Origin of the sequence: Flavobacterium gossypii (assembly GCF_014138495.1) — a bacterium.
GTDB lineage: Bacteria > Bacteroidota > Bacteroidia > Flavobacteriales > Flavobacteriaceae > Flavobacterium > Flavobacterium endophyticum.
The window spans coordinates 272,315-289,425 of record NZ_JACJIS010000004.1 but is presented as its reverse complement, the minus strand read 5'-3'; the positions used below and the strand labels follow the sequence as shown (position 1 = coordinate 289,425).

16 protein-coding genes and 1 riboswitch are annotated in these 17,111 nt (G+C 35.6%); of the genes, 10 read left to right on the top strand and 6 right to left on the bottom strand.

The window, feature by feature from the left end:
• Positions 1 to 9 precede the first annotated feature (9 nt).
• The 7 genes from GGR22_RS15985 to GGR22_RS15955 all read left to right on the top strand — a co-directional run bounded on the left by GGR22_RS15985 (position 10) and on the right by GGR22_RS15955 (position 8,493).
• On the top strand, positions 10 to 1,527 hold the full coding sequence (locus tag GGR22_RS15985) for a helix-hairpin-helix domain-containing protein (RefSeq protein ID WP_182494470.1): 1,518 nt from the start codon (positions 10 to 12) through the stop codon (positions 1,525 to 1,527).
• 26 nt (positions 1,528 to 1,553) lie between these two features.
• Positions 1,554 to 2,564 (top strand): TerC/Alx family metal homeostasis membrane protein, encoded by a 1,011-nt coding sequence (locus GGR22_RS15980; protein WP_182494469.1) that lies wholly within the window; start codon positions 1,554 to 1,556, stop codon positions 2,562 to 2,564.
• Between the two features lie 152 nt (positions 2,565 to 2,716).
• Positions 2,717 to 2,813: riboswitch (SAM-I-IV-variant riboswitch) on the top strand.
• A 59-nt stretch (positions 2,814 to 2,872) separates the two neighbouring features.
• Entirely contained in the window at positions 2,873 to 4,192 is a 1,320-nt protein-coding gene (locus GGR22_RS15975; RefSeq protein ID WP_317169798.1) for a Na+/H+ antiporter NhaC family protein, read from the top strand.
• 74 nt (positions 4,193 to 4,266) lie between these two features.
• A complete protein-coding gene (gene fabG / locus GGR22_RS15970) occupies positions 4,267 to 5,013 on the top strand; it encodes a 3-oxoacyl-[acyl-carrier-protein] reductase (protein WP_121377002.1) in 747 nt (248 codons plus the stop codon).
• Positions 5,014 to 5,141: 128 nt separating this feature from the next.
• Positions 5,142 to 7,169, top strand: a complete 2,028-nt coding sequence (locus GGR22_RS15965; protein ID WP_182494467.1) for a hypothetical protein — start codon at positions 5,142 to 5,144, stop codon at positions 7,167 to 7,169.
• A 96-nt stretch (positions 7,170 to 7,265) separates the two neighbouring features.
• Positions 7,266 to 7,688 (top strand): META domain-containing protein, encoded by a 423-nt coding sequence (locus GGR22_RS15960; RefSeq protein ID WP_182494466.1) that lies wholly within the window; start codon positions 7,266 to 7,268, stop codon positions 7,686 to 7,688.
• Between the two features lie 4 nt (positions 7,689 to 7,692).
• Positions 7,693 to 8,493 (top strand): META domain-containing protein, encoded by an 801-nt coding sequence (locus GGR22_RS15955; protein WP_182494465.1) that lies wholly within the window; start codon positions 7,693 to 7,695, stop codon positions 8,491 to 8,493.
• 36 nt (positions 8,494 to 8,529) lie between these two features.
• Here GGR22_RS15955 and GGR22_RS15950 read toward each other — a convergent pair whose 3' ends face one another.
• Together GGR22_RS15950 and GGR22_RS15945 are read right to left on the bottom strand one after the other, a co-directional pair.
• Positions 8,530 to 8,928, bottom strand: coding sequence for a glyoxalase (locus tag GGR22_RS15950; protein ID WP_182494464.1), 399 nt, complete (start codon positions 8,926 to 8,928; stop codon positions 8,530 to 8,532).
• A gap of 68 nt (positions 8,929 to 8,996) precedes the next feature.
• On the bottom strand, positions 8,997 to 10,262 hold the full coding sequence (locus GGR22_RS15945) for an OmpA family protein (protein ID WP_182494463.1): 1,266 nt from the start codon (positions 10,260 to 10,262) through the stop codon (positions 8,997 to 8,999).
• 472 nt (positions 10,263 to 10,734) lie between these two features.
• On the opposite strand from GGR22_RS15945, the gene GGR22_RS15940 reads away from it, so the two are divergent.
• Positions 10,735 to 11,124, top strand: coding sequence for an acyl-CoA thioesterase (locus tag GGR22_RS15940; RefSeq protein ID WP_121377008.1), 390 nt, complete (start codon positions 10,735 to 10,737; stop codon positions 11,122 to 11,124).
• Positions 11,125 to 11,129: 5 nt separating this feature from the next.
• On the opposite strand, the gene GGR22_RS15935 is transcribed toward GGR22_RS15940, so the two are convergent.
• Genes GGR22_RS15935 through nhaA form a run of 3 tightly spaced genes read right to left on the bottom strand, consistent with a single transcriptional unit; the run spans position 11,130 to position 14,038 of the window.
• Positions 11,130 to 12,380: a mechanosensitive ion channel family protein gene (locus tag GGR22_RS15935; RefSeq protein ID WP_121377009.1), complete on the bottom strand. Its 1,251-nt coding sequence runs from the start codon at positions 12,378 to 12,380 to the stop codon at positions 11,130 to 11,132.
• A gap of 3 nt (positions 12,381 to 12,383) precedes the next feature.
• Positions 12,384 to 12,674 (bottom strand): DUF3817 domain-containing protein, encoded by a 291-nt coding sequence (locus tag GGR22_RS15930; protein WP_121377010.1) that lies wholly within the window; start codon positions 12,672 to 12,674, stop codon positions 12,384 to 12,386.
• Positions 12,675 to 12,691: 17 nt separating this feature from the next.
• A complete protein-coding gene (gene nhaA / locus GGR22_RS15925; protein ID WP_182494462.1) occupies positions 12,692 to 14,038 on the bottom strand; it encodes a Na+/H+ antiporter NhaA in 1,347 nt (448 codons plus the stop codon).
• A gap of 135 nt (positions 14,039 to 14,173) precedes the next feature.
• Between nhaA and GGR22_RS15920 the strand changes: the two genes are divergently transcribed.
• Positions 14,174 to 14,686: a DUF6155 family protein gene (locus tag GGR22_RS15920; protein ID WP_182494461.1), complete on the top strand. Its 513-nt coding sequence runs from the start codon at positions 14,174 to 14,176 to the stop codon at positions 14,684 to 14,686.
• A 3-nt stretch (positions 14,687 to 14,689) separates the two neighbouring features.
• On the opposite strand, the gene GGR22_RS15915 is transcribed toward GGR22_RS15920, so the two are convergent.
• The gene (locus GGR22_RS15915; protein WP_246336973.1) at positions 14,690 to 15,439 is read right to left on the bottom strand and encodes an endonuclease V; all 750 of its coding nucleotides are present in this window, start codon (positions 15,437 to 15,439) and stop codon (positions 14,690 to 14,692) included.
• Positions 15,440 to 15,570: 131 nt separating this feature from the next.
• On the opposite strand from GGR22_RS15915, the gene GGR22_RS15910 reads away from it, so the two are divergent.
• The gene (locus tag GGR22_RS15910) at positions 15,571 to 17,106 is read left to right on the top strand and encodes a DEAD/DEAH box helicase (protein WP_121377014.1); all 1,536 of its coding nucleotides are present in this window, start codon (positions 15,571 to 15,573) and stop codon (positions 17,104 to 17,106) included.
• Positions 17,107 to 17,111: the final 5 nt, after the last annotated feature.

Genomic DNA, 17,111 nt, shown 5'->3' with positions numbered 1-17,111 from the left:
TATATTCCGATGAAAACAGTAACAGTTTGGTCGGTAAATGACCGCTATAAATCCTATCAGTTTGTTGACAACAGGGAGCCCATGAAAGGTGGCTTGAAAGATGTTTATTTCAGTCCTGACCGAAAATATGTGGTCGCAATTTATAGAGATAAATTAGACGAAAGCCAAAAACAGCGGCTTGAAAAGATTACAAATTATTACCTCCCGCAAATTAAAAATAAAGATGCCTCCGATTTCTTCTTGAATGAAGTTTTTCGCTGGCCAGAAGATATTATCGAATACAACGGATTGACAGGAATAATTGTTCCTGCATACAATCAGAAATTCTTTTTCCAAAAAGGTCAGGAGTCGGTAGATTTGATACAAGGAAAAGAAAAAAATGGGAAATGGTTTGCAGGAGCAAAATTCAGGAATACGATGTTTCCACTACGTTTGGCGAAATCAGAACTAGGAAATTGGGCCGATTACCTACAGATTTGCGTAAATATTTCCAGAGGCGTAAAAAAAATGCATGCGATGGGTCTGGCACATTCCGATTTGTCCTATAATAACGTGCTGGTTGATCCAATTGAGAAATCTGCCGTAATCATTGACTTGGACGGTTTGGTTGTTCCGGGGCTTTATCCAGCAGATGTTATTGGAACTGCAGAGTTTATCGCTCCCGAAGTTTTGGCTACGAAGCATTTAAATAAAAACGATGCCAATCGGAAATTGCCAAACCGACTGACAGATTTACACGCTTTACCCGTTTTGATTTATATGTTTTTGCTTCACAGACATCCATTAAAAGGAGGGAAGGTTCATAATCTGGAAACAGAAATTGACGATTTGCTTTCTATGGGAGAAAAAGCATTGTTTATAGAGCATCCGGAAGATAATTCCAATCGCCCAAAACTGAATCAAGTCTCTAAATGGGATCTGCCTTGGGCTGATGTTTCAAAATTGCCCTATTCGATTACAGGTCCGTATCTGAAAAAACTTTTTGATGAAGCATTTATTTCCGGACTTCACAATCCAATGTCGCGTCCCGTAGCTGAAGTTTGGGAACAGGCATTATTAAAAACAATAGATTTGACAATTCCATGCAGCAGCAGAAGTTGTGATCAGCAACAGTATGTTTTTGATAATACTCCAGAACCTAAATGTCCGTTTTGCGGTACTTATTATCAAAAGTCACTTCCAATGGCTGATTTCTATTACCAATTCCAGCCTTCTGTTTGGAAACCAGAGAATCATAGACTGATGATTTATGAAAATCAACAACTGAATTCATGGCATGCAAATAGGAATAGCATTAATAATGAAAGGCTTGCAGATACTGAAAAAATACCTGTTGGAAATTTTGTATTTGAAGAAAATAAATGGTTCTTTGTCAACCAAAATGGCAAGTCAGTTAAAGACCTGACAGAAGGAAATGAGGTTCCAATAAATGGCAGGATAGAAATTACAAACGGAAAAAAAATACTCCTTTCTGCCGAAGAAGGAGGAAGAGTGGCACTATTTACAATTACGAATCAAAAACAATAATCAGTAATCAATTAATTTTATAACTAATGGATAAAGTAGATACTTTAATCAATCACCCAGGATTAATTGCAACATTTTCGGTTGTAATCATCATCATGTTGCTTTTGGATTTGGGGATTTTCAATAAAAAGAGCCATGTTGTTTCTAATAAGGAAGCCATAACTTGGTCAATTGTTTGGATCAGTTTGTCAATGATTTTTAGTGGATTTATCTATTATTTTATCGGACCGACAAAGTTCTACGAGTTCCAATCTGCCTATTGGATTGAAAAAGCCCTTTCTGTAGACAACCTTTTCGTATTTATTCTAGTATTCAAATTCTTTGATGTAGCCAATTCAAACAAGCATAAAGTATTGTTTTGGGGTATTATCGGAGCTTTGGTTTTAAGAGCGATATTTATCTTTTCTGGAGCTTTCCTAATTGAATTGACCTATTTGAACAAGCTTTTAGGATTAATGGGAATCGAAGGTTTCAAATATGATATCAATATTATCATGACTTTATTTGGATTGTTCTTGGTGTATGCAGGAATTAAATCATGGTCAGCCGGCGACGATGACGATGATGAAGATTATAACAATACAAGAGGTGCAAGATTGATCAGAAAGTTCTTTAAAGTAAGTGATAATTATGACGGAGATAAATTCTTTACTATCGAAAACGGAAAGAAACTGGCAACTCCTTTATTAGTTGTTGTTGCTGTAATTGAGTTTACAGATTTGCTTTTTGCGGTAGATTCAATCCCTGCTATTTTTGCTATTTCAAATGATCCTTTTATTCTTTATACATCTAACATTTTTGCCATTTTAGGATTAAGAGCCTTGTTTTTCTTGCTTGACAATTTCATCCATTTGTTCAGCAAATTGAAATACGGTTTGGCAATTATCCTTTCTTTTATTGGTATAAAAATGATAATCGCACCTTTCTACCATATTGATTCTATTTACTCGTTAATCGTAATTGGAGGGATTTTGGTTCTTTCAGTACTATTGTCAATTATGTTTCCTGAAAAAGAAGAAGCTAAAAGCGTAGAATAGATTATTTCAACACAAAATAAAAAGAGCTCTGCTGAATTATCAGTAGAGCTTCTTTATTTTTACAAGAGTCTCATTTTTAATTTGTTTCTTATCAAATATTCATAAAAATGCCTTATTGAATAAAAATAATTTAGAATAAATTCTATCTTTGCCTCCGTTATCACGAATCTCATAAAGAGATAGCAACCTGCAACAACAAGCAAGGTGCTAAAACGATAAGCCAAATCCTTTGGAAAAAATGTTGTCATCATACTTTCTTTTCGGTTTGCTTTTCGTCGTGAGCTTTATTAATTTTTAAGCTATCGATGATGAAACATATCAAAATTCAAGGTTCTGCTTTTGCCTTATTACCTTTTTTTGTATTTATTTTTACTTTCCTCGGAGCAGGAATTGTCCTAAATGATTTTTATGCTTTGCCTTCGCCAGTGGCTGTCACACTTGGAATTATTGTTGCATTTATAATCTTCAAACATTCCACAGAACAAAAAATAGATACTTTAATCCAGGGTTGTGGCAATAGCCAAATCATTACAATGTGTCTCATTTATCTGTTTTCTGGAGCTTTTGCTGCAGTCACGCAAGCCATGGGAGCTGTAGATGCAGTCGTGAATTTAGGAATCAATAATATCGATACAGAACATTTCCCGCTAGGGATATTTCTCATCGCTTCCTTTCTGTCAACTGCCACAGGAACATCTGTTGGTTCAATCGTAGCTTTAGGACCAATTGCAATTAGTTTGGCAGATAAAAGTGGTGCTTCAATGCCTTTGATTGCAGGTTCTTTGCTAGGAGGTTCGATGCTAGGCGACAATCTTTCTATAATTTCTGATACTACAATTGCAGCTACGCAGTCATTGGGTTGTGAAATGCGAGACAAGTTTAAAGTCAATCTGTTCATTGCTTTGCCCGCTTCAATCATAACTATTATTTTGCTGTTTTATTTAGGATTGAATACCGAAGTAAGTTCAGTTGTTATCCAAAAGGAAAGCTACGAATTGATTGCCATTTTGCCTTACATTCTCGTGATTATCTTTGCAGTAACAGGAGTAAATGTCTTTGTGACATTGCTGATTGGAATTTTAGTAGCAGGAATTATCGGCTTTGCTGGAAACGATTTCACGCTTTTGGGGTTTACGCAAAAAATATATGAAGGTTTCCTGAGCATGACAGACATTTTTCTCTTGTCAATGTTAACAGGAGGTCTTGCGGCTCTAGTCGAAAAAGCGGGCGGTATCGATTACGTATTACGAAAAATCAAATCTAAGATTAAAAGCAAGAAATCAGCCCAAATGGGAATCGGAACTTTAGTTAGCATTACCAATTTAGCGATAGCAAATAACACCGTTTCCATAGTCATTACAGGAGCTGTTGCTAAAGAAATTAATGACGAATATAAATTAAGTCCAAAAAAGACTGCCGCAATCCTAGATATTTTCTGTTGTATTGTCCAAGGAATCCTTCCCTATGGAGCACAAGTCTTGCTTATTTTAAACTTTGCAAAAGGAAAATTAAATGTAATCGAACTAATTTCAAATGCATGGTACATTTACATTTTGCTGCTATTTACGATAATCGCAATTTATAGCACTGCTTGGGATAAAAGGATTAATAAATTCCTGAAAGTTTAAAGAGATACCTTACGTCATTGCAATTGAATTCTTATATTTGTCAACCTAACAAGAGCAAACTAAATTAAAATAGAATGAAATTATTAGAAGGAAAAACAGCGATTATTACAGGCGCTAGCCGAGGAATTGGTAGAGGAATTGCCGAAGTTTTTGCAAAACACGGAGCAAACGTAGCATTTACATACAGTTCATCTGCAGAGGCTGCAAAAGTTCTTGAAGACGAATTGATTGCACTTGGCGTGAAAGCAAAAGGCTACCAGTCAAATGCTGCTGATTTTAACGAAGCGCAAAAATTAGTCGACGATGTTATCGCAACTTTTGGAAACATCGATATCTTGATCAATAATGCCGGAATTACAAAAGACAACCTTTTGATGCGTATTTCTGAAGAAGATTTCGACAAAGTAATCGAAGTAAACCTGAAATCTGTTTTCAACATGACGAAAGCAGTTCAAAAAACAATGCTAAAAAACCGTGCTGGTTCCATCATAAACATGAGTTCTGTTGTTGGAGTTAAAGGAAACGCAGGACAAACAAACTATGCCGCATCAAAAGCTGGAGTTATCGGATTCACGAAATCTGTAGCTTTAGAACTGGGTTCCAGAAATATCCGTTGCAACGCTATCGCACCAGGATTCATTGAAACAGAAATGACTGGAAAACTAAATGAAGATGTTGTTCAAGGATGGAGAGATGCTATTCCGTTGAAACGTGGCGGAACAACTGAAGACGTTGCAAATGCTTGCCTTTTCTTAGCTTCAGACATGAGTGCTTATGTGACAGGACAAGTGATGAACGTTGACGGAGGAATGCTGACATAGTCAATTATGAATTTTAAATTAGGAATTACGAATTTTGATATGCGTAATTCCTAATTTTTTTAAGGGATGTCTCCTCGTTAATTTCAAAATAGAGCATCTCAATTTTTCTAAACCTTGTAATCTAAAAAATGACAACAAACACAATCCTATTAATCTTACTTTCAGTACTAATAGCAGGAGGTCTGTCGTTTTTTCAATACTATTTCAGAGCCAAAAACAAATCAAGAACAAATCTGTTGTTGGCTTTTTTGCGCTTCTTTTCAATCTTTGGAATTTTATTGCTTCTGATAAATCCAAAAATTACAACTAATACTTTTGAGATAGCAAAAACTCCTTTGCCAATTGTTGTCGATAATTCAAGTTCTATTGCAGAGCTGAAAGCCAACGAAACTGCTTTGGAGGTTTATAAAAAGCTAATTTCAAGTAAGGATCTACAAGATAAATTCGAAGTTCAGTCGTATCAATTTTCTAACGAATTTGAGCTTTCAGATATTTTCAGTTTTAAAGGAACGCAGACCAATCTGGATGAAGTTGCAAAGAATCTCAAAAGCATCAACAAAAACACTGCTTTTCCAGCCATAATCTTAACAGACGGAAACCAAACCTCGGGTAACGATTACGTTTACAGCTTCAATCCTAACAACAAAGTATTCCCAGTAGTTCTTGGAGATACGACTACTTTTTTAGATTTAAAAATCAATCAGCTGAATGTCAATAAATATGCGTTTCACAAAAATAAATTCCCAGTAGAAGTATTTCTTCAATATTCTGGAAACAAAAATATTACTGCTGATTTTAGTATATCTCAAGGAAATTCTGTTTTGAGCAAGCAGAGCGTTTCTTTTTCTTCTTCTAAAAAAGCAACCGTGCTCAATCTTTTACTTCCGGCCGATAAAGTAGGAGTACAAGTTTTTAAAGCTTCTCTGACATCTAAAGAAGCTGAAAAAAATACATATAATAATATCAAAAATTTTGCAGTTGAAGTTATTGATCAAAAGTCAGAAGTTGCAATCGTTTCCACAATTAATCACCCAGATATTGGTGCGTTAAAAAGAGCCATAGAAACTAATCTTCAACGTAAAGTAACTATAGTCAATCCGAATAAAATCAATTCATTACAAGATTATAATGTTTTGATTTTATACCAGCCTACCGGAGAATTTAAATCTGTTTTTGAAGCCAATAAAACAGCCAATCTGAATACTTGGATTGTTACCGGAACCAATACCGATTTTAATTTTTTAAATCAGCAACAAGATATAATACAGTTCAAGATGAGTAATCAAAAAGAAGATTATTTATCGGATTTTAGTTCTCAGTTTAATCTATTTGCGATTGATAATATCGGTTTTGAAAATCTTCCTCCGCTGCAAAATGCTTTCGGTAATCTAACGGTAAAAGCAAATATAGATGTATTGCTTTCTTCTCGAATCCGAAATGTCAATACCAATATGCCTTTGCTGGCTTATTCTGAAAATCAAGGGAAGAGAAATGCTTTTCTTCTTGGAGAAAATATCTGGAAATGGAGACTGCAAAGCCATATTGACAACCAATCGTATGAAAAATTTGATGTGTTTATCGACAAGACAATTCAATTTTTAGCATCTAGCAATGCGAGAAAATCACTTGTTGTCAACCATGAAAGCTTTTATAACTCTGGCGAAGCAATTGAGATTACCGCACAATATTTCAACAAAAACTATGAGTTTGATGAAAACGCAAGACTGACGATTTCGCTTACGAATAAAAAAACAAAACAGACGAAGAATTACGACCTACTTAAAAGCAATAATTCCTATAAAGTCAATCTCGACGGGCTATCAGCAGGAGAGTATAGCTTTAAAGTTGTAGAAGCCAAGTCGAAAAATACTTATAATGGCTTCTTTGAAGTTCTTGACTTTGATATCGAGAAGCAATTCGTAAATCCTGACTTGAGCAAGCTGACACAATTAGCTTCGCAGACACAGGGCAAAGTGTTTCATCCCAATCAAATCGATGAGCTCATAAAATCGCTAGTTCAAAACGAAGACTACAAAGCTGTGCAAAAAGCAATTGTCAAGAAAACGCCTTTAGTAGATTGGATATGGCTATTGATTTTTATAGCAATTACTCTAGCTGCTGAATGGTTTATCAGGAAATACCACGGACTGCTGTAACAATTTACTTCTATATTATTACAAAATCTTCTCAATTTCATATGTTTTTTTGGCTGAAATGACTAAATTTATGCTTCAACCAAATAAAAACAAATTATGAAAACTAAGTTTTTAACTGTAATCTGTGCTATAATTTTAGTGGGATTACAATCTTGTAGCTGTAAAAAAGGAGCGGAAGCCGTTGCCGAACTTTCTATTGGTGGCTGGGAATTGGAACAGATGCACGGAGAATCAATTGATCCTGGGGAATTTGCTAAAATTCCGGCACTCAACTTTGATAAGGCAGAAAGCCGTATCTCAGGAAATTCAGGATGTAATTCTATGTCAGGAAGCTATACTATTAATGAAGATAAAATTACTTTTGGACCTATTGCACAGACAAAAATGGCTTGTCAAGGAGCTGGAGAAGGTAAGTTTATGACATTGTTCAATTCTGTACAAAAGTTTAAACTGCAAGGAGATAAGCTTAATTTATATGACGGGAACGGAAGCAAGGTACTTTGTTTCAAGAAAAAATAGTTAGATGAAAAAACAGTTTATAATCGCTTTAACGACTTTGTCTTTTCTATGTATCAACTGCAAGCCAAAATCAGCTGAAAAAGAGATTTCTAGTATAGATTCTCTTTCTATAGCAAAAGATACAGCGGTTTCTATTAAAAAGGCAGGCAGTATTTTTTTCAAAGCGACAGGAACGGAACCTTTCTGGGGAATCGAAATTTCAGATGATTCTATCCGTTTTACGACTCCGGAAACGGAAAAGAATTTTACGTTAGCTTACGGCAAGCCTAATAAGGCGATGGATGCTAATGTTATTTCTTATGAAGCAAAATCCGATAGTATTCATTTAAAATTCACGATCCAGCAGGGTGCTTGTTCTGATGGCATGTCTGATAATCAATATGCTTACAAAGTAAAAGCGTCTTTAAAAAGAGGAAGCGATAAAGATTTCAAGCTTTTAGAAGGCTGCGGCAATTATATCGTTGATCAAAAATTGCAGGGTACTTGGATTTTAGAAGAATTAGAGGGCAAAACAATTGATGCTAAAGATTTTGAGAAAGAGCTTCCAAATGTAGAAATAAATACAAGCGAGGCTAAATTTACAGGTTTTGCCGGCTGTAATAGGATGGGAGGGAAGTTGTTTTATGAAAGAGAAATATTACGCTTTTCTGATATTTTTACAACTGAAATGATGTGTCCCAACTATGATAAAGAAAAACTGCTTGTGAAAGCTTTGCAGGGCACGACACGTTACGAGATTAAAGACAACAAGCTTTATCTTTTCAATCCGGAAGGAACAAAGGCTATATTTCGAAAAAAAGAATAATATTCTATACAAAAAAAGAGGCATTTGCCTCTTTTTTTATTCTTGCATCTCAAAAAGTTGTACTTGATTTTTCAGCCTTTCAATCAGCATGTTCATCATTCTTTTGTTGAGAGAAGATGAATTCTTTATGTATTCGTTGTATTCGGCAATTGTAAACAATCCTATGACGATTCCTTTTAGCGAATTCCTGAACTTGATATCTTTTTGGATCGAGTTTTCAATATAGGCTAATTTCTTTTCGACAGAATAGGTATAAAAATCATTTTTGTACTTTGATATGTAATTTCTAAAAACGTCGATGAAAAGATCATTCTGCAGTTTTAAGATGGGGCGTAAGACCTGGTTTTGAAAAATTTCATCTGATGAAGACTGACTTGTGACTGTTCCTAAAGTTTCACCTCTGAATTCAGAAATGAAAGCGTCTCTATTTTCCATGGTTTTTCTTTTAAAGATAAAAAAAACCGCCGTATTGCTACAGCGGTTTTAAAATATTTATGAAGAAATTATTTTACTCTAAAAGTAACTCTTCTTACGATTTGACGTGCTTCTTTAGAATTTTTATTCACAGAAGCATCTTCACCATTTCCGATAACGGTCAATCTTGAAGCATCGATTCCTGAGTTAGTAACAATTGCTTTTACAGCATCAGCTCTTCTTTGAGAAAGTTCTTTGTTATAGTCTGAATTACCAATTTCGTCAGCATATCCAACAATCTCAGCATTAGCCGATGGATTTGCTTTCAAATACTTCACTAAGAAATCAACACCTGATAGAGAAGAATTTGTTGGTTTTGCAGAATTAAAGTCAAAATACACGTTTACATAACCGCCATTGATTAGTTCTTCAATTGTGCTGTTAGATGCTGTTGCTTTACCATTTTGTCCGTAAGTCTTGTCTAAATAGCTTTCTAGCTCATCTGGAACACCATTTTGGTTTCTATCGATTGATTGGCCTTTTGTATTTACAGCAACACCAGCAATAGAATTAGGCTCAAGATCGTACATGTCTGGCACGCCATCTTTATCAGAATCAGCTAATCCAGTTTCAATCATTCCAACTCTGTCTTCAAGTGCTTTCAGCTCATCGCTTTTATCTTCAGAATACCAGTCAGCATGCTTCTCGTTTTTACCTAGATAGAAAGTGAAACCTACAGAAGCATTAAGCAATGTTCCGTCAAAAGCTCCAGTAGTTGTATTTCCTTGGCCATCAAAATTATAGTTTTGCTTTCCATTAACGATTCCCGTAAGGTCACCTGTCAATACGATACTGTTACTTAATTTAATTTGTCCAGTAAGACCCAAGATACCATGTCCCATGTAGTCTTCGCCATCAAAACCATCTTTAGAAGTCAGCTGAGATGCACCAAATCCACCATGCACCAATAAGCCGAAAGTATCTGTCCAGTCTTCAAAGTTTAGGACTCTTCCTAAATTGACAACTCCTTGCAAGCTGGTTCTTAGGTAAGTGCTTTCAAATGGAGCGCTGTCATCATGCTCTTGGAATTTATCATACCCGAAATCCAGTTTCAAACCAAATTTTGGATTAAACATATACCTTACGCCTAAATCAGCATGGAAAAGGTTTAATGTTGACGTATAATAACCATCGGTCATTGTTCTAGTTGGCTTATTCACCCCTCCGTTTACCTCAATAGACCATTTGTTGTAGTCATCTGCTGGTGCTTTTTCCACAATGGGTGCGGATTCTTGTGCATTCGCCGAAGCAAAAGCCAGCAATAAAAACGATAGTAATGGTAAATTCTTTTTCATAATTCTTAATGGATTTTATTTAAGTTTTAATTTAAATTGTTCTTTACAACTTTAAAATTATGAGGCAAAGATAGACCATAAGATTTTAACATTTCCGGCTTTTTGTTATATAATTCCCATATTTATATTTTTTTTAATAATTCCATAACTTTTTTTTATGACGGTTATAAATCTCTTTTTTAATCGTTGATACTCTTGTATTTCCTAGAAAACACTATGTATTTCAGAGAGTTACAAATTAAATAAAATTAATAGTTAAGTTTGAGTTTTGGCTTTTTTATAGTAAGAACTATAAAATTGAGAAAGGACCATTAAGAGGGAATTTCTAAGAAAAAAATTAACACTTATTAAGAATTGGACGTGTTTTCAGTTTGTTTTTGCAAGATTAACTTAAGATTTTAGGCTAAATGATTGGCAAGAATTGTCTTCGGATGACAGAGAAATCGTTAATTTTGCCTTACAAATTAAGACTATGAGATTTCATACAAGAAAATGGGTCAAACCAGAGGATTTAAATCCTAACCAAACGCTATTTGGAGGAAAACTTTTATCGTGGATCGACGAAGAAGCAGCTTTATATTCCATAATTCAATTAGAAAACGAACGTGTTGTTACCAAACACATGTCCGAAATTAACTTTATAAGTTCGGCCAAGCAAGGAGATATTGTTGAAATTGGTATCGATGTGGTAAAGTTTGGAAAGACTTCTATAACGTTGAAATGCGAAGTGCGAAATATCATGACCAAAGAAACCATCATTACTGTTAACTCTATAACAATGGTAAACCTAGATAGCTTTGGACGTCCTTCTATGCATGGAAAAACTTCCATTGAATTTATCCGCGACCGGATGAAGAAATAGTTTTCTTATTCTGAAAAGACTCCTTTTTCTGAAGGAAGCTCATATATTTCCAAATCAAAATAAGGCACGGCTGCTATGATATGGTCAAAAATATCGGCCATAATATATTCGTAGTTAATCCATCTTTTATCATTTGAGAAGGCATAAATCTCAATAGGAATACCCTTTTCTGTCGGCTGTAGGTGGCGGCACATCATGGTCATGTCTTTATTTATTCCAGGATGGTTTGACAGATATTGGTTGATATACTTTCTGAACAATCCTAAATTAGTCATGTTTCTGCCATTGATTGTCAGGCTTTTATCGATGTTGTTATTTGTATTGTACTTTTCGATATCCTGTTGCCTGTGTTCGATATACGACGAAACAAGCTGTATTTTTTTCAGGCCTTCTAGTTCGTCATTATGTAAAAAGCGAACACTATTAGCTTTAATCAAAATATATCTTTTTATGCGTCTTCCTCCTGAATTCTGCATTCCGCGCCAGTTTCGGAAAGAATCAGAAATCAAGCTATACGTTGGAATCGTAGTTGTGGTATTATCAAAATTTCGCACTTTTACTGTAGCCAAATTTATTTCGATTACATCACCGTCGGCGCCAAACTTTTCAAAAGTGACCCAGTCGCCAATCCTCACCAAATCATTTACAGAAACTTGTATACTAGCCACAAAACCTAGAATCGTATCCTTGAAAATCAAGATAACGATAGCGGAAATGGCTCCGAAAGTTGCAAATAATTTTATAAACGAAGTTTCGAAAAGAATCATGACAATAGTCGTAATTCCGAAAATCCAAAGCACAATCATGAATACCTGGATATAGCTGTCAATCGGCTTATCGTTAAAATCAGGCAGTCTTTTTAAATAGTCTTTTACCGCGTTGAGGATGCTTCTTATGATCCAGAGGACCAAAAAGACGATATAAATTTCCAATCCTTTTCTGAAGAATCCTTCCCAATAGGCAAAATCCTTCAGAATGATCGGAACGGTTACGTTTACAAAAAGAAGCGGAATCAGATAGGCAATATATTTTGTGGTTTTATTAGTAACCAACAAATCATCAAACTGAGTTTTTGTCCTTTCTGCTACGCTGCTAAAGATCTCAATCAATATTTTCTTGAATATATAATGTATGATGTATACAGAAATAGCAAGCAATACAAAGTTAACGGCAACATTCACGTAAGAAGATACCGTTTCGCTGTAGCCCCAGCCTTTCAGAAGCTTATATGTCCAATTAAATATTTTTTCGATCATGTCTTAATTTGTGCTTGTGCTTAAATATTTCTTTTCAACATAAAAAGTTCCGAAAGGAATTACAGAAGCAATGGCGATGATGCCGAATTTTTTCCAGTTCCAGCTTAATTCGATCTTAAGCATGATAGATAAGATGATATAGCCGATAAATAAAAGTCCATGCGCCATTCCAATAGGGAATAAAAGCGTTTTGTAAAGTTCAGGATTGCTATTTTTAACGAATAGCATATTTGCAAATAACACCAGATAGGATACTCCTTCTAGTATGGCGACGATTTTAAAAAGTTTAAGCATTGTAAAAGTTATAGAATTTATGAATTAGTAATTGAAATTTTAGTATTCTTCTTAACAAGAAGGACATAGCCTAATATGCCACCAATCAAAGATGCTGCAAAGATGCCTAATTTAGCTTGTAGCTCATATTCAGGGTTATGGAAGGCAAGATTGGTCACAAAAAGCGACATCGTAAACCCGATAGAAGCAAGAAATCCTACGCCAAATAGGCTTTTGCTCGTAAGGCCATCCGGAAGGCTTGCCAGTTTCATTTTTATCAGGAGCGCAGATACGCCATATACACCTATTACTTTTCCTGCTAGAAGTCCAAAGACAACACCTAATGTCACATTACTTGCTGCACTTTCAATAATTCCGCTAGAAAAAGTTACTCCTGCGTTAGCCAGTGCAAAAACAGGCATGATAATAAAACTTACAAAAGGATGCAGTCCGTGTTCCAGTCGGTGTAGTGGCGACATGGCATCTTTTGACAGTTTACGCATATCTTGGAGCACGTGCAACTGATCTTCTGATAAGACAGGAGAATCCGTAGGATCAAGTTCTTTGAATTGATTCAGACGGGTTTTTATTTTTGAAATAAATAAATTTTCGTCTATTCTTGAACCGGCCGGAATGACAAAGGCAACCAATACTGCTGCAATTGTGGCATGAACGCCAGAAAGGAGGAAAGGAAGCCAAACGCCAGCAATTCCGATAATAGCATAAAACAGAATATTCCTAATGCCAAATCTATTGCAGACAAATAAAAATAGAAGGACTCCCAATCCAATGCCTAATGCGATAAAATTAATAGCAGCAGTATAAAAAAATGCGATGACCAAAACAGCGCCAAGATCGTCAACGATAGCCAAGGCGGTCAAAAATATTTTCAGAGTTGCAGGGATCCTATCGCCCAAAAGATATAAAACACCCAAAGCAAAGGCAATATCGGTTGCCATTGGAATTCCCCAGCCATGTGCTGAATCAGTTCCAAAATTAAATAAAGTATAAATCAGGGCAGGGAAGACCATTCCTCCAATTGCTGCTACTATAGGCAGCATTGCTTTTTTAGGCTGCGATAATTCGCCTCCAATGATTTCTCTTTTTAATTCCAGACCAACGACAAAAAAGAAAATGGCCATCAAGCCGTCATTTACCCAATGATGAATGGTGTAATTTAGATACAATTCATCATTAATCGTCAAGCCGATTTTATGTTCCCAAATATGATGATACCAGTCTTTCAATGGAGAATTTGCCAAAAAGACAGCCACGACAGCGGCCAGAAAAAGAATAATTCCTCCTGTTGTAGATTTGCTTATAAAATTATTTAGAGGGTTGATAATCCATTTCTCTGCTGGGGTTGCTTTTAGCTGATCATCCATCGAGTCTTTTTTGAGATTTGTCAAATTTAAGCAATATTGACGAGGATTAAAAACTTGAGCGTGACGATCTAATAAATTTAATATAGTCTCTTAAATTATCGCATAATACTATCTTTGTAAAAAGAGAATTCTAAAATGAGCAAGAGAGATCTAAAAAAATATCTTAAAGAATTAGATAAAGAACAGCTGGAAGAACAGCTGTTGGAGCTATATGAGAAATTCTCTGACGTAAAAGTATATTACGATTTTGTATTTAATCCTAAAGAAGAAAAATTACTCCAGGAAGCCAAGCTCAAGATTTCAAACGAATATTTCCCTTTAAAAGGCAAGCGCCCGAAATTGAGACGTTCTGTGGCCCAAAAATACATCAAGCATTTTTTGAGTTTGGGTGTAGATCCTTTTGTCGTGGCCGATCTGATGCTTTATAATATTGAAGTAGCACAAAAATATTCTGCGCGACGAGAAATGCGCTATACTTCTTTTTACAAAAGCATGCTGAATTCTTTCGAGCAGGTTGTAAAGTTTAGTATTGAAAACGGAATGATTTCTGATTATAAAAACAGGATTTTTGAAATAAAAGATGTTGCTTTTAAACAAAATTGGGAAAACAAAAAAGAATTTGAAAGACCGCTAGACCTGATAGATTAGGCTTTAGAACAAAGGAAGCTGGTTATTGAATTCATGGAAACCAGCTTGGCGCTGCCCGGTCCTGAACAGATTGACCATCAAATGAGCATGTCTAGTAGGCTCCGGAATCCGATATTTCTGTATCGTATTAGTCATGATTTCAAGGCTGTCATCAACAGACATATGGTGTCCGGGTGAAATAAAGACAGGCTTGACATTTGTTTTTGTGCGGAGGGCGAATCCCAGTTTTTCTTGATTTTTAAAAATAGCACTGTAACTGAATTTTTCATCTTCCAAGACATTGTATTCTCCATGAAGCATATTTTTCGCACAACCGATTGTTGGATGGTCAGCTAGGAGTCCGAAGTGAGACGCAATTCCCATTCTTCTAGGATGCGTGATTCCTTGTCCGTCTAAAATCAGCAGGTCTGGTTTTATCGGAATTTGTTCCCAGGCTTTCATTAACGTCGGAACTTCCCTAAAAGCCAAATATTCAGCCTTATATTCAAAATTGGAATTTCCTTCTGCTAAAGAATAGGATAGTGGTATCATGTCAGGATAACTTAAAATCACAATTCCTGCAAATAATTTAGAACTGCCGACATCATGCGAAATATCAGCACCGGCAACGGTTCTGATGTTTTTGTTACGCGTATTTAAAGAAATATCCTCCTTCATCTTATTTTGTAGAAGGGTTGCCATTTCAATAGTAAAATCGTCGTAACTCAGCATGGAAAATTGTATTATGGATGAGATGATGCGCTTGTTTCTCAAAATTAGAGTATTTAAAATCGAACAGCGTTATATCTTTTGCTAATATTTATATAAAGTTTTTCAAATTAAACCGCTAAAACCTCGATTTAACCCTTTTTAGTACGTACTTTTGCAAATTATTCAAAACCGCAATGTCCCAAAAGAACCTAGAATTAGAGATCGAAGAAAAAAAAGAACTTTATGCCTATCAGCAAGGGGATATTGACGCCATTTTTGAACGAATCAATAATGCTCCTCACAACCATCATCTGCTTTATCAGCTCCCGACAGGAGGAGGAAAGACCGTCATATTTTCTGAAATCGTAAGAAGATATCTTTCTTATAATGATAAAAAAGTATTGGTTCTGACACATAGAATTGAGCTTTGCAAGCAAACTTCTAAGATGCTCAAAGGCTTTAATGTTAAGAATAAAATCATCAACAGCAAAATTAAGGAACTGCCTGATCAGGACGAATATTCTTGTTTTGTAGCTATGGTTGAAACGCTTAAAAACAGGCTAAATGACGAGAAGCTCCAGATTGAAAACATAGGACTTGTGATTATTGACGAAGCGCATTACAATTCTTTCAGAAAATTGCTTTCGTCTTTCAAAAATTCATTCATACTCGGCGTTACAGCTACGCCCTTAAGCTCGAACATTAAGCTTCCGATGAATGAAAATTATGATGAATTGATAGTGGGCGACCCGATCAACAAATTAATAGAAAACGGTTTTTTAGCCAAAGCAATAACCTATAGCTATGATGTCGGACTGACTTCGCTTAAGGTGGGAATCAATGGCGATTATACCGTTAAATCTTCAGACGACTTGTATACAAATATGGCCATGCAGGAAAAACTTTTGCATGCTTATACTGAAAAGTCACTCGGAAAAAAAACCTTGATTTTTAATAACGGAATCAATACATCCTTATACGTTTTCGAAACTTTTAAAGAAGCCGGATATCCTATAAAACATTTAGATAATACCACTTCCAACGAAGAACGAAAAGATATTTTGACTTGGTTCAAACATACGCCAGACGCCATTCTGACATCCGTAGGAATTTTAACTACAGGATTTGACGAACCAACGGTAGAAAGCATCATCTTGAATAGAGCAACCAAATCGCTTACGCTGTATTTTCAGATGATTGGGCGTGGCTCTAGAAAATTGCCGCACAAAGATAACTTTACAGTAATTGATTTAGGGAACAATGCCGCTCGATTTGGGTTATGGAGCGAGCCTATAGATTGGCAGCACATTTTCAAATCGCCTGAATTCTATCTCGAAAATCTCCGAAATGATGCCGAAATCGAGATGCATTTCAAATACCAGATGCCGCCAGATGTCCGAGCAAAATTTAGCAAAACGGCTGTTGTTGAATTCGATGTAGAAGAAGAACACAGGCTTGCCATTTCGCAAAACCTTCGTTCAAAAGTAGTTTTAGACAAATCGTTAGACCAGCATGCTTCTATGTGCGTTGATAATACCGAAACTTTAAACGAAGCAAAAAATCTCTCTAAGTTACTTCAGGAAGATGTTGAATGCCGTATCCGCTACTACACCAACTGCTTGAGCAAGAGCAGTAAAAACTACCGCGAATGGCTTGTAGAAGATTACAAGACCAAACTGCTTTTGTTGATCGGTAAAAAATACCGTGAAAAAATCATGAACGAAGACTAACAAAT

What these genes read in the sequence shown, in the direction of transcription:
- GGR22_RS15985 (WP_182494470.1), top strand. Translation starts at nt 10, where the DNA reads ATGAAAACAGTAACAGTTTGGTCGGTAAATGACCGCTATAAATCCTAT.
- GGR22_RS15980 (WP_182494469.1), top strand. Translation starts at nt 1,554, where the DNA reads ATGGATAAAGTAGATACTTTAATCAATCACCCAGGATTAATTGCAACA.
- GGR22_RS15975 (WP_317169798.1), top strand. Translation starts at nt 2,873, where the DNA reads ATGAAACATATCAAAATTCAAGGTTCTGCTTTTGCCTTATTACCTTTT.
- fabG (WP_121377002.1), top strand. Translation starts at nt 4,267, where the DNA reads ATGAAATTATTAGAAGGAAAAACAGCGATTATTACAGGCGCTAGCCGA.
- GGR22_RS15965 (WP_182494467.1), top strand. Translation starts at nt 5,142, where the DNA reads ATGACAACAAACACAATCCTATTAATCTTACTTTCAGTACTAATAGCA.
- GGR22_RS15960 (WP_182494466.1), top strand. Translation starts at nt 7,266, where the DNA reads ATGAAAACTAAGTTTTTAACTGTAATCTGTGCTATAATTTTAGTGGGA.
- GGR22_RS15955 (WP_182494465.1), top strand. Translation starts at nt 7,693, where the DNA reads ATGAAAAAACAGTTTATAATCGCTTTAACGACTTTGTCTTTTCTATGT.
- GGR22_RS15950 (WP_182494464.1), bottom strand. Translation starts at nt 8,928, where the DNA reads ATGGAAAATAGAGACGCTTTCATTTCTGAATTCAGAGGTGAAACTTTA.
- GGR22_RS15945 (WP_182494463.1), bottom strand. Translation starts at nt 10,262, where the DNA reads ATGAAAAAGAATTTACCATTACTATCGTTTTTATTGCTGGCTTTTGCT.
- GGR22_RS15940 (WP_121377008.1), top strand. Translation starts at nt 10,735, where the DNA reads ATGAGATTTCATACAAGAAAATGGGTCAAACCAGAGGATTTAAATCCT.
- GGR22_RS15935 (WP_121377009.1), bottom strand. Translation starts at nt 12,380, where the DNA reads ATGATCGAAAAAATATTTAATTGGACATATAAGCTTCTGAAAGGCTGG.
- GGR22_RS15930 (WP_121377010.1), bottom strand. Translation starts at nt 12,674, where the DNA reads ATGCTTAAACTTTTTAAAATCGTCGCCATACTAGAAGGAGTATCCTAT.
- nhaA (WP_182494462.1), bottom strand. Translation starts at nt 14,038, where the DNA reads ATGGATGATCAGCTAAAAGCAACCCCAGCAGAGAAATGGATTATCAAC.
- GGR22_RS15920 (WP_182494461.1), top strand. Translation starts at nt 14,174, where the DNA reads ATGAGCAAGAGAGATCTAAAAAAATATCTTAAAGAATTAGATAAAGAA.
- GGR22_RS15910 (WP_121377014.1), top strand. Translation starts at nt 15,571, where the DNA reads ATGTCCCAAAAGAACCTAGAATTAGAGATCGAAGAAAAAAAAGAACTT.